At 45.8% G+C, this 11,936-nt stretch carries 10 protein-coding genes, 3 tRNA genes and 1 riboswitch; of the genes, 2 read left to right on the top strand and 11 right to left on the bottom strand.

The window, feature by feature from the left end:
• Nucleotides 1-31: 31 nt before the first annotated feature.
• Together L1D37_RS22995 and L1D37_RS22990 are read left to right on the top strand one after the other, a co-directional pair.
• Nucleotides 32-973, top strand: coding sequence for a LysR family transcriptional regulator (locus L1D37_RS22995; RefSeq protein ID WP_012605070.1), 942 nt, complete (start codon nt 32-34; stop codon nt 971-973).
• A gap of 122 nt (nt 974-1,095) precedes the next feature.
• A complete protein-coding gene (locus tag L1D37_RS22990; protein WP_239849256.1) occupies nt 1,096-2,886 on the top strand; it encodes an aminopeptidase P family protein in 1,791 nt (596 codons plus the stop codon).
• Nucleotides 2,887-3,022: 136 nt separating this feature from the next.
• Here the strand turns inward: L1D37_RS22990 and thiH are convergent, their stop codons facing one another.
• The 11 genes from thiH to L1D37_RS22935 form a co-directional block, all read right to left on the bottom strand.
• Complete coding sequence (gene thiH / locus L1D37_RS22985) at nt 3,023-4,135, bottom strand: 2-iminoacetate synthase ThiH (RefSeq protein ID WP_239849255.1); 1,113 nt, start codon at nt 4,133-4,135, stop codon at nt 3,023-3,025.
• A 7-nt stretch (nt 4,136-4,142) separates the two neighbouring features.
• A complete protein-coding gene (locus L1D37_RS22980; protein ID WP_239849254.1) occupies nt 4,143-4,907 on the bottom strand; it encodes a thiazole synthase in 765 nt (254 codons plus the stop codon).
• A gap of 2 nt (nt 4,908-4,909) precedes the next feature.
• Nucleotides 4,910-5,119, bottom strand: coding sequence for a sulfur carrier protein ThiS (thiS, locus tag L1D37_RS22975; protein ID WP_019820040.1), 210 nt, complete (start codon nt 5,117-5,119; stop codon nt 4,910-4,912).
• On the bottom strand, nt 5,116-5,898 hold the full coding sequence (locus L1D37_RS22970) for a HesA/MoeB/ThiF family protein (RefSeq protein ID WP_239849253.1): 783 nt from the start codon (nt 5,896-5,898) through the stop codon (nt 5,116-5,118). Before L1D37_RS22970 ends, thiS begins: the two co-directional genes overlap by 4 nt.
• Nucleotides 5,888-7,180 carry a thiamine phosphate synthase gene (locus L1D37_RS22965; RefSeq protein WP_239849252.1) on the bottom strand — a complete coding sequence of 431 codons (1,293 nt, stop codon included), beginning with the start codon at nt 7,178-7,180 and terminating at the stop codon, nt 5,888-5,890. Before L1D37_RS22965 ends, L1D37_RS22970 begins: the two co-directional genes overlap by 11 nt.
• Nucleotides 7,180-9,129, bottom strand: coding sequence for a phosphomethylpyrimidine synthase ThiC (gene thiC, locus L1D37_RS22960; protein WP_239849251.1), 1,950 nt, complete (start codon nt 9,127-9,129; stop codon nt 7,180-7,182). The genes L1D37_RS22965 and thiC overlap by 1 nt, the downstream gene beginning before the upstream one ends.
• Nucleotides 9,130-9,258: 129 nt before the next feature.
• Nucleotides 9,259-9,357, bottom strand: a riboswitch (TPP riboswitch).
• A 62-nt stretch (nt 9,358-9,419) separates the two neighbouring features.
• A complete protein-coding gene (gene crcB / locus L1D37_RS22955; RefSeq protein ID WP_239849250.1) occupies nt 9,420-9,803 on the bottom strand; it encodes a fluoride efflux transporter CrcB in 384 nt (127 codons plus the stop codon).
• A 100-nt stretch (nt 9,804-9,903) separates the two neighbouring features.
• Nucleotides 9,904-11,286, bottom strand: a complete 1,383-nt coding sequence (locus L1D37_RS22950) for a multicopper oxidase family protein (protein ID WP_239849249.1) — start codon at nt 11,284-11,286, stop codon at nt 9,904-9,906.
• A 220-nt stretch (nt 11,287-11,506) separates the two neighbouring features.
• A tRNA-Trp gene (locus tag L1D37_RS22945) sits at nt 11,507-11,583 on the bottom strand.
• Between the two features lie 73 nt (nt 11,584-11,656).
• Nucleotides 11,657-11,733 (bottom strand) — tRNA-Trp (locus L1D37_RS22940).
• A 60-nt stretch (nt 11,734-11,793) separates the two neighbouring features.
• Nucleotides 11,794-11,870, bottom strand: a tRNA-Asp gene (locus L1D37_RS22935).
• Between the last annotated feature and the right edge of the window lie 66 nt (nt 11,871-11,936).

The following is an 11,936-nucleotide window of genomic DNA, read 5'->3' as shown; positions in this document are numbered from 1 at the left end:
TCATTAGCATTATTCCAAATAGGAAACTCACATGAATATCGAGAAACTATCACGCCTCGACCTCAATCTATTAGTTTGCTTGCAGGTGCTGATGGAAGAGCTGAGTGTTACTCGCACCGCGCACCGATTGTGCCTAAGCCAGTCAGCGGTTAGTAAGTCATTAGCCAAACTTCGTGAGCAATTTAATGATCCTCTTTTTACGCGAAGTGCTCATGGTTTGCGGCCAACACCAAAGGCCGTCTTTCTCAAACCTCGATTAGAAACACTGATCAACCAACTTGATGTGCTGACCCAACCAGAGACGTTCATTCCCAACAACAGTGACCATAGCTTTCACATTGCGGCTGTTGAGAGTGTTTACCCGCTGATTCTTCCCCATTTCTTACCAGCGATATTTCGACAAGCCCCTAAGGTGAATATCAACACCCACGCTTGGACAGAGCAAACCTTCAAGAAATTGCAGCTTGGTGAGCTCGATATCGGACTCACGGGTAAAGACATCGACATCAACGACGCGCGTTTAACCATGCTGCCGCCAGATGATATTTGCGAACAAGAGATCTATCGCGATGCGCAAATGTGTGTGCTAAGACGTAACCACCCTGCTCTGAGCGGCAAATGGGATCTGGAAACCTACCTCGCACAGCGTCATGTACAAGTAAGGTGTGATGGTAACGATCGTTGGTTACTCGACTACAAACTTGCCGACCTTGGTCACCAACGTGATATCGCTATTTCTGTTCCCGACTTCAACAGTGCGGCTAGCCTATGCACTTACACTGACTTTGTGTTTACGGCACCAAGTCACTTCACCTACCTTGTTGCCAAGCAGCTCGACTTAGTCGTTGTCCCTCTACCAATGGAATTTCCACCGATGGCATACACTCTGTTTTGGCACCGTGATAGAGAAAATGACCCAGCGTTAACTTGGTTGCGAGATATCATCAAAGAAAAAACTCTGCACCTTAGATAAAAATGGCGTACAGCGTTTGCAGCAAACGAACAAAAGCGCTAGCTTATTGACCTAATAAGTCCCCTCGCATTTATATCGACTGTGAGTGTCAACAAGGACCCTAACAATAAGGATAAACACAGATGCACAATATCACTGCGGAACGCGTTACTGCGGTTCGAGCTTGGCTTGAAGCAAACCAACTAGATGCCGTTATCATCCCACACGAAGATGAGTACCTAGGCGAATACGTTCCAGCTCATAACGAGCGACTTCACTGGTTAACTGGTTTCACTGGCTCTGCAGGTGCAGCCGTTATCACTCGTGAAAACGCTGCTATTTTTGTTGATGGTCGCTATACCGTTCAGGTTCGTAAGCAGGTACCAGCAGAGTTATTTGAGTATCGCCACCTTATTGAAGAGCCGGCTTTAGATTGGATCATCAATTCACTAGCACAAGGCAGCAAGGTTGCATTCGATCCACGTATGCACACAGCAGCTTGGTTGAAAGGCGCACAAGCGAAACTGGCTGATAAAGTTGAACTCACAACATTAACAGCAAACCCGATTGATGAGCTTTGGTCTGATCGTCCTGAGCCTGTTGTATCTGATGTTCGCCTAATGGCGACCGACGCCGTTGGTCAATCAAGTGAAAGCAAACGCGCTGAAATTGCAGGCTTACTAAAAGCTAAAGGTGCGGATGCCGCAATCCTGACTGAACTAGACTCTATTTGCTGGTTACTCAACGTTCGTGGTTTGGACGTGTCTCGCCTACCGGTTGTATTATCTAATGCCATCATTAACGCCGATGAAAGTGTCGATTTCTTCTTAGACCCAGCTCGTATCCCTGCTGGCTTTGAAGCGCACGCTGGTAATGGTATTCGTGTTTCTCACCCATCTGAACTTGAAGCTCGTCTTCAATCTTTAGAAGGTAAGAATGTGTCAGTTGATTCAGGTACAAGCAATGCTTGGTACACACTTGTTCTACAAAACGCAGGCGCTCATATCATTGAAGCAGCAGACCCATGCTTAATGCCAAAAGCAGCTAAGAATGAAACTGAAATAGCGGGCATGAAGGCGTGTCACATTCGTGATGGTGTTGCGATGGCCAAGTTCTTGTCTTGGATTGATGCTGAAGTCGCGCAAGGTAACCTACACAACGAAGCGGTGTTGGCTGACAAAGTACAATCGTTCCGCGAGCAAGATCCAACGTTGATGGACCTAAGTTTTGACACCATTTCAGCAGCAGGCGGCAACGCAGCTATGTGTCACTACAACCATGAGAATCAACCTGAACCAGGTCAGCTAGAACTGAATACTCTGTACCTAGTCGATTCAGGCGGTCAGTACTTAGATGGTACAACCGACATCACTCGTACTATTGCAATTGGCCAACCAAGCGACGAAATGATTCAGCAGTTCACATTAGCGCTTAAAGGTCACATCGGCATTGCACGTGCGCGTTTCCCACAAGGTACTCGTGGTTTCCAACTTGATATCCTAGCGCGTCAGCACTTATGGGCAGAAGGCTTCGATTACGATCATGGTACTGGTCACGGTGTTGGTCATTTCCTAAGTGTTCATGAAGGTCCGCAAAGCATCTCTAAGAAGCTGATCGACGTCCCTCTTGTTGAAGGTATGGTGTTATCAAACGAGCCGGGTTACTACCGTGCTGATGAGTTTGGTATCCGCATCGAGAACCTAGAATTGGTAGTTGAGCTTCCTACTCAAGGTGACTTCTCAGTACTAACGTTTGAATCGCTAACACGTTGCCCTATCGATAAGCGCAACATCAACGTCGATCTACTGACGCGACCTGAACTTGCATGGCTGAACGATTACCACCAGAAAGTATGGAACGATGTTAGCCCACTAGTTGAAGGTGATACGTTGGAATGGCTACGCCAATCAACCACTCCACTTGCTCACGCTTAATTCCTTGCTAGGCAGGTAACTGAACCAAAACTAGTTGACTCAGTTAGATATTAAAACGGCTACCCTAAGGTAGCCGTTTTTGTTTATCGATTTCACATTACTGATGTTTCACGTGGAACATTCGCCAGGATGTGAGTTAGCCTGAGTAAGCACTGTGCCAATCTCGCCACACCGGGTCGAAGCCGCGTTGACGAATCATAGCCTCAACATCAACTGCACTTCTCTCATCACTTATCTCAAACTGCTCAAGCTCTTCCTCACCCGAAGCATAGCCACCAGGTTGAGTTTTTGACGCGGCAGACATGCTAGTGATACCTAACGGCAACACGTTATCGCGGAACGTTGCAGACTCACGAGTCGAAAGAGACAACTCCACCTCAGGGTTTAATAGTCGATAAGCACAGATAAGTTGCACCAACTGCTTATCACTCATAATCGACTTAGGTTGCAAACCACCCTCACAAGGACGAAGGCGTGGGAACGAAATCGAGTAACGCGTTTGCCAGTAAGTACGCTCTAAATAATCCAAGTGAGCGGCCACAAAGAAACAGTCTGTTCGCCAGTCTTCCAAGCCAATCAAAGCACCAATCCCTATCTTATCAATACCCGCTTTTGCCAGACGATCAGGCGTTTCAAGCCGGTATTCAAAATCCATTTTGTTGCCACGCAAGTGGTGCTCAGCGTAGGTACTTGGGCTATATGTTTCTTGGTAAACCATCACAGCATCTAAGCCGATTGTTTTAAGTTCCGCGTAATCATCTTGATCGAGCGGCTGCACTTCCATTGCGAGGTAGTTAAATTGCGCTTTGATATTCGGTAGCACCTCACGAAAATATTTCATCCCAACCTTAGTTTCGTGCTCACCGGTCACCAACAATACACTATCGAATTTCATCTTTTTGATGGCCGCACTCTCGGCATCAATTTCATCCAAAGTTAATGTACGACGCTTGATTCGGTTCTCCATTGAGAAGCCACAGTAGGTACACGCATTCGCACACAAGTTCGATAAGTACAAAGGAATATACAGCGATATCGTATTACCGAACCGCTTACGCGTTAGCGCCAACGATTGTTGTGCCATCTGCTCTAAGTAAGGTTCTGCTGCCGGAGAAATTAAAGCCTTAAAATCTTCTAAGTCGCGTTTAGGTTTACTCAAAGCACGTTCAACATCCGCCGCCGTTTTACTGAAGATGGACATACCAATGTCATCCCAGTTGAGCTGTTTAAATCGATCAACAAACGTCATGGCAATACTACTCGTCTAGGAATGAGGTTAACGGGCTGGATGCAACCGCATGAGACACCGGACCTGCTAACCCAGCAAGGTAAGCCATACGACCCGCCTCAACTGCCAACTTAAAGGCAATCGCCATTTCAACAGGTTGTTGAGAAGCAGCAATCGCTGTATTCACTAACACAGCGTCAGCACCCATTTCCATTGCACGAGCAGCGTGTGATGGAGCACCAATGCCAGCATCAACGATCACAGGGACGTTAGCTTGGTCGATAATGATCTCTAGGAAGTCGGCTGACGCGATGCCCTTATTCGAACCAATCGGCGCACCGAGTGGCATCACAGCAGCACAACCTACCTCTTCTAAGCGCTTACACAATACAGGGTCGGCGTGGCAATAAGGCAACACAACAAAGCCATCTTTCACTAGTTGCTCAGCAGCGTTAAGTGTCTCGATTGGGTCTGGCATCAAGTACTTTGGGTCCGGATGAATCTCAAGTTTTAGCCAGTTAGTTCCGAGTGCTTCACGAGCCAGGTGCGCGGCGAAAATCGCATCTTTCGCGTTCTTCGCACCAGAGGTATTCGGAAGTAGATTTACGCCAGCATCAATAATTGGCTGCAAAATATCATCTTGCTCAGAACGAATATCGACTCTCTTTAGCGCCATGGTTGCCAGTTGAGAACCTGACGCTTCAATAGCACTCGCCATCAAATGCTTGTTTGCGAACTTGCCGGTTCCAGTGAACAGACGAGATTGAAACGTTTTATCTGCGATGGTTAACATGGTTAGCCCCCTGCAATAGCTTGGAAAAGAGAGATGGAATCGCCTTCATTGACGATGGTTTGTTGCCACTGGCTGCGTGGTACAACCGCATTATTGATAGCAAATACACACCCCAAATCAGGTAGCGATAGTGCTTGGATGATGTCTGAAAGAGACGACGATTGCGCGACCTGCTCTGGTTGCTCGTTTATAGAAATAGTTATGTGGCTCATTGTGCTTCTTCTTGTAGGTGTTGGATCGCTGTTGTGTTGCAAACCGGACATTCGCTATCTTGCGTGACCAATAGGCTTTGCCAGTTCATGGTCTGGCCATCGAACAACTTTAGTTGATGTGTTGCGACTTTAAACTCTCCACTGCTAATACACTGAATAGCAGCAAGAGCTTGGAGATTACCTATAGTCCCGACCACTGGACCAATGATGCCGCTATCACTACAACGCGTTGTTTGTGAATGGTGCTCAAACGGGAAAAGGCAGTGATAACACCCTTTCTGGTTCTGATAATCAAAGACAATAAATTGACCTTTCCAGCCGATTGCAGAACCCGATATCAAAGGTGTATTAGCCTTAAAACAAGCTCGGTTAACCTGCTGGCGTGACGCGAAGTTGTCAGTACAATCCAACACGAGATCAGCCAACATGACTTCTAATTCAAGTTGGCTTTCACTCATTCGTTGATTGATGGTTCTTACTTGGCTGCGGTCATTGAGCTCATTCAGTTGTTGTTTAAGTGCTTCGACCTTAGGTGAACCTAATTGGCTCTCCTTGAACGCTACCTGTCTCTGCAGGTTGGATGAATCAACACAATCGTCATCGACCAACACGATTCTTCCAACGCCAGAAGCTGCGAGATAGAGAGCAGCGGCATTACCTAAGCCACCACAACCAATCACCAACACATGGCTGTTTAACAGGTTTCGTTGCCCTTGCTCACCAACCTCAGGTAATGCAATTTGTCGTTGGTAACGAATGAACTCAAAGTCACTCAGCATAGCTAGGCTCCCGCATAACCTCTTTATTCGTCATTGAAGAGTTAGGATCCATCAGATTGTCGAAGAATTCGATCACTTTTTGTGGGTCTTCCGCTAATGTAATCGCACGTACAACCGCCAAGCTCGATACACCACAATCCCAAACCTGCGCAGCAGTCGATTGGTCAATACCGCCAATAGCAACCGTCGGATAACCAGTAAGTTCTTCTGTGTATGGGATGGTATCAATTAGCTGTTGGTACAGAGATAAACGCACCAAGCCTTGAGGCTTTGATGGCATCTGTTTCGTCGTAGTCGGAAATATATGGCCTAGTGCAATGTAGCTTGGATTGATTTGGACGATGCGCAGCAACTCATAATAACCATGAGTAGATAGACCGATCTTAATGCCCGCTTGGCTCAGTTGGGAAAGGTTTGATTCTTCAATATCCTCTTGCCCAAGGTGCACACCAAAAGCACCATGCTTAAGTGCAAGCTGCCAGTAATCATTAATAAAAACCTGAGCGTTATGTTCTCGACCAAGTTCGATAGATCGTGCGACTTGTTGCTCTAAGTCGGCTTGTTGAGGGTTCTTAATACGCAGTTGGACGGTGTTGATTCCAAGCTTAAGCAACCTTTCTATCCACTCAACATCATCAACCACTGGGTATAAACCGAGGCTACTTTTGCTCAACTCAGGGAAGGAAAGTGATGTCCCTTGGTTGGCCCAACCAACACTGATATCCAGTCGTTCATCTTCTAGGACAGGAATAGGAAAATTTTGATAGTGTGATGGCCATGTTCCACGTGAAACATTCGATGCAGCGCGAGCTAAAACCAGCGCGTCTTCCAATGGGAATTCCAACGCCAATAAAGTAAGTAGCCAAGCAAAGTGACCGCGACTATCTAATTCTTGAGGAGCTGTAGTTTCACTCTTGATAACACGATTAGCATCTAAGTGTGACCAGATATCTAACACAGCTGAATCATCGGAGACTCCGATATAGACGGTATTCGAAGCTTGAGTCAAAGCGGCACAAACATCGGTTAAAGCAACTGAATTACTGTAATCAACAACATGGTTCAGTTGCGCTAACTGACACTCCGCCAATGAATCAACATCATGAGCAAAGCCAATAGATAGTGCCTGTTGAGCATCAACGATAGAGAAGTATCGAGTTGGGCTTACACCCAACTCAACTGCATCAGTTGCTAAACCTTGTCGTTTAGCAACCAATAGACAGTTTTGAACCTCCCCCGTTAACTCGATGTATTGAGATGGGATGAGAATCTTCACTGTCATTATTCCTCTAATTGAGCTTCTTTTGCGCCTACAGCAGGGTGATAAAGTTCAGAGCCAGTATCACGGAACTCCTGTGATTTTTGACGCATTCCCTCTAACGGGTTATCTAGCATCTTAATCTCTATAGCCTGATCTGCGGCTACTTGTTCTGTGTCTTTCGCATACTCTCGAACTTCTTGAGAAATCTTCATCGAGCAGAACTTAGGTCCACACATAGAGCAGAAGTGAGCAACCTTGCCCGACTCTTGTGGCAGAGTTTCATCGTGGAAAGAGCGTGCTGTTTCTGGATCTAAAGCTAGATTAAATTGGTCTTCCCAACGGAATTCAAAACGAGCTTTAGATAATGCATTATCTCGGATTTGTGCGCCCGGATGCCCTTTTGCCAAGTCTGCTGCATGTGCTGCCAGCTTGTAAGTAATCAAGCCAGTCTTCACATCTTCTTTATTTGGTAAGCCCAAATGCTCTTTAGGCGTTACATAACAAAGCATCGCACAGCCGTACCAACCAATCATAGCTGCACCAATTCCAGAGGTAATGTGATCATAACCTGGTGCAATATCAGTGGTCAGCGGACCTAACGTATAGAAAGGCGCTTCATGGCAATGCTCTAACTGCTCATCCATGTTCTCTTTAATAAGATGCATAGGTACATGTCCAGGACCTTCAATGATCACCTGAACGTCGTATTCCCAAGCAACTTTAGTTAACTCACCTAGAGTGCGTAACTCCGAGAACTGAGCCTCATCGTTGGCATCTGCAATAGAGCCAGGACGTAGGCCGTCACCTAGTGATAAAGCAACATCGTACTTCGCACAGATCTCACAGATCTCGCGGAAGTGTGTGTATAAGAAGCTTTCTTGATGATGTGCAAGACACCATTTCGCGATGATAGATCCACCACGAGAGACAATGCCTGTCACACGTTTAGCCGTCATAGGAACGTAACGAAGAAGCAAACCGGCATGAATAGTGAAGTAATCAACGCCCTGCTCCGCTTGTTCAATCAAGGTATCGCGCATCACTTCCCAGTTAAGGTCTTCGGCTACGCCATTCACTTTCTCAAGCGCCTGATACATAGGAACCGTACCAATCGGCACTGGGCTGTTACGTAGAATCCATTCGCGAGTCTCGTGGATATTACGGCCAGTAGAAAGGTCCATTACGGTATCGCCGCCCCAGCGAGTCGACCATACTAGCTTCTCAACCTCTTCTTCAATCGAAGAGCTAACAGAAGAGTTACCGATATTGGCGTTCACTTTCACTAAGAAGTTTCGGCCAATAATCATCGGCTCAGATTCAGGGTGATTGATATTTGAAGGGATAATAGCTCGACCTTCAGCAACCTCTTTACGCACGAACTCAGGGGTAATTTCTTTTGGCAGGTTTGCGCCAAAATTATGGCCAGGGTGTTGGTGATTAAGCTGTTCATCAGCGAACTTCTGACGCCCCATGTTCTCACGTATCGCAATGTACTCCATCTCAGGAGTGATAATTCCCTGACGAGCATAATGCAATTGAGTTACACATTGGTTGCCAGTAGCGCGACGAATTCGAGGCAAGTTTCCGTAACGAAGGTCGTCTAGGGTTACATCCTCTAAACGTTCTTTGGTGTAAACAGAGCTTACATCATCGAGCAATTCCGTATCGCCACGCTCTTCAATCCATTGCTCTCGCAACTTAGGAAGGCCGCTATAAAGGTCTATTTCATGCGTAGGATCGGTATAAACACCTGAGGTATCGTAGACATGAATCGGCTCATTAGGTTCGAATACAGGCTCTTTTTTGGTACCACCAACAAGGCTATCTGCGAGGGATATTTCTCGTACAGGGACTTGAATGTCCTCGCGAGATCCTTGGATATAAGCTTTTTTTGAATTTGGATAAGGTTGTACGGATAAAGAATCGATGAAATTCTTCGCTTCCAGTCTTGCTTGTTTACGACTCGACATAGCATTTTTCCTTGGCTTTTAACCATTATTTATAGGGATAAAAATGCTTGACGGATTAGATGCTACAAGAGGGATCACGGTAAGAAATACAGTTGTGATCTGGAGATAGATCTCTAGAAGGGTTCTAGTTAGATATCTACTCTTGTTCCCTTCGCAGGTATTAGCCTGATCAGGTTCAACGGATCCCGAGTTAACGGTCTCAGCCATATGGCACTCCGACAAGTTCGATCGAGTATATAAAAACGGCTTGGATAAACCAAGCCGAGTTGTTAACAAATCGTAAGAAAGTTTTAAGACTTTATCAAAAGTTGGAAGCCGATCCATGCAGCCGAGATACTGAGAACCACGTTGAGCAACACATTGAGCCCCATCTTAAAGAACGCGCCCTGCTGCATAAGAAGTACGTTATCCATCGAAAATGTAGAGAACGTAGTCAGTGCCCCAAGGAAACCAAGGCCGATGATCTGTCTCCATGGTTCAGTCGCAACCATCTCATTTTCAAATGCGGCGATGAGCAAACCCATAATGAAGGAGCCGATTACGTTAACAGTTAGCGTACCGTAAGGAAAACTACGCCCTAACATCACTACACATAACTCTGAAATCAAATAGCGCGAACAAGCACCAAATGCACCACCAATGGCAATAAAACCTAAAATAGATAGCTGTCCCATGAATCCTCCCAAATAACAGTCCCTATATTCTAGCTTTACCGCCGATAAAAGCGAGGGTAGAAACTAAGAATGCATGTGCAAATATTAAACGTTACAGGTGTCACTTAACTTCAATATATCCCATCAAACCTGTTTTCATGTGCTCAATTACATGACAGTGGTACATCCAACGTCCAGGGTTGTCTGCAACAAACGCAGCTTTCGCTCGACCATTTTTCCCAAGTAACACGGTGTCGGTATGGAACGGTTCTTCTATTTTTTTACCATCAAGTTCCAATACAGTGAATGTATGACCATGAATATGAATTGGATGGTGATATTGAGTAACGTTCTTAAGGTCGAATATATAAGTTTTGCCTAACTCTAAAGTCGCCAACGGATCGGGAATATTGTCTTTGCTCATTCCCTCCCACGCGCGTTTATTCGTAAGCCAAAACTTAGGCATCGACTTCCCATCTTTAGATACCGGTGAGACCGCCCCTTCCCACTCAAACACAAAATCGATTTCTTCTGCGTTAGCGAGATCTAAGTTAGGCACGGGATTGAGAGGCAATGAAGGAAGTATTTGACCTTCTATTAGCGTGGAATCTACAACCTCAAACTCACATAAGGAAAAAGGAAAGCGTCCTTTCATTTGCAAAACATTCACTCGCTGCCCTGCCTTTGGAGCAATCAGCCCGAGATCGACACGCATACCTGGGCCAATTTTGTGTTGAGTAAGCTTATAAGGTGTCTTTACAGGGTTGCCATCAATGGCAATGACCCATGCTTCAGCCCCTTCAATGGCTATAGGATAAGTAATCGTGTTATCAACATTCGCGATACGCAGCCTAGTCGTTGCGTTCTGCTTCAATTGATAGATGGGTTCATGTACACCATTGACGCTGCTCCACTCTCCTGGCGTGCCCATACGAGCGCTGAGACGAGGGATCATCAAGTCTTTCCACTGACCTTGCTTGTCGATATGCCAATGTTTAAGCATCAGAGCATGCTCTTCATCGAACTGAACCGGCGCGCTCTCTTCAACAATAATAAGCCCGACCAAGCCCATACCAAGTTGTTTAACGCTATTCATGTGTGGGTGATACCAGAATGTACCCGCATCTGGTGGCGTAAACTCATAGACAAAGGTTTCACCAGGCATAATCGGAGGCTGACTTAAGAAAGGAACCCCGTCCATTTCGATCGGAATTCTCAGGCCATGCCAATGAATTGTGGTCGGTTCTGATAGCTTGTTTGTAAATCGAATCGTTACCTTTTCGTCTTGTCGACAGCGAATAATCGGCGCTGGAATCTGTCCATTAAAGGCTAAAACATTAGTACTAAATCCCTTCACCAACTCAGCGGTTGAAGGCTCAGCAGTTAAGTCATAAACGAACTTTCCTTGCTCATCAACAGACCGCTTCATTGAACAAGCAGGTAGGACGGTTAGTGCAGATATAGCTAGAGATGATTGAATAAACTTACGACGGGAAATATCCATATTTGTTGCCTTTTAGTAATAACGACCAAAATGTAACAAAATATTGAGAATAATTCTCATAAAGAAATGAAGTTTGTGGTTTGGCTATGAATAAATGAGGCTGAGATTAGTAAGCACTTACATTACATCATCAGAATTAGCGGGACGAGGGATTAATTGACTGGAATTTAGACCGGTAAAAAGCAAAAAGGCTCTAGCATTTCTGCTAGAGCCTTAAATATGGCAGGGGTGGAGAGATTCGAACTCCCAACACGCGGATTTGGAATCCGCTGCTCTGCCAATTGGAGCTACACCCCTAAAACTTTATCTTACTTCAGATTCGAAAAAACCTCNCAAAAAGGCTCTAGCATTTCTGCTAGAGCCTTAAATATGGCAGGGGTGGAGAGATTCGAACTCCCAACACGCGGATTTGGAATCCGCTGCTCTGCCAATTGGAGCTACACCCCTAAAACTTTATCTTACTTCAGATTCGAAAAAACCTCGCACTAGGCGAGGTTATCGAATAAGTGGCGGAGTGGACGGGACTCGAACCCGCGACCCCCGGCGTGACAGGCCGGTATTCTAACCAACTGAACTACCACTCCGCAGTGGACTACTTGTCGTCGCTGACAAGTCGTTCATAATTTAAAGCCTGGCGATGTCCTACTCTC

Source organism: Vibrio sp. Isolate33 (genome assembly GCF_022397895.1).
GTDB lineage: Bacteria > Pseudomonadota > Gammaproteobacteria > Enterobacterales > Vibrionaceae > Vibrio > Vibrio pomeroyi.
The sequence above is the reverse complement of the archived record's forward strand: the minus strand, read 5'-3'. Positions and strand labels throughout refer to the sequence as shown.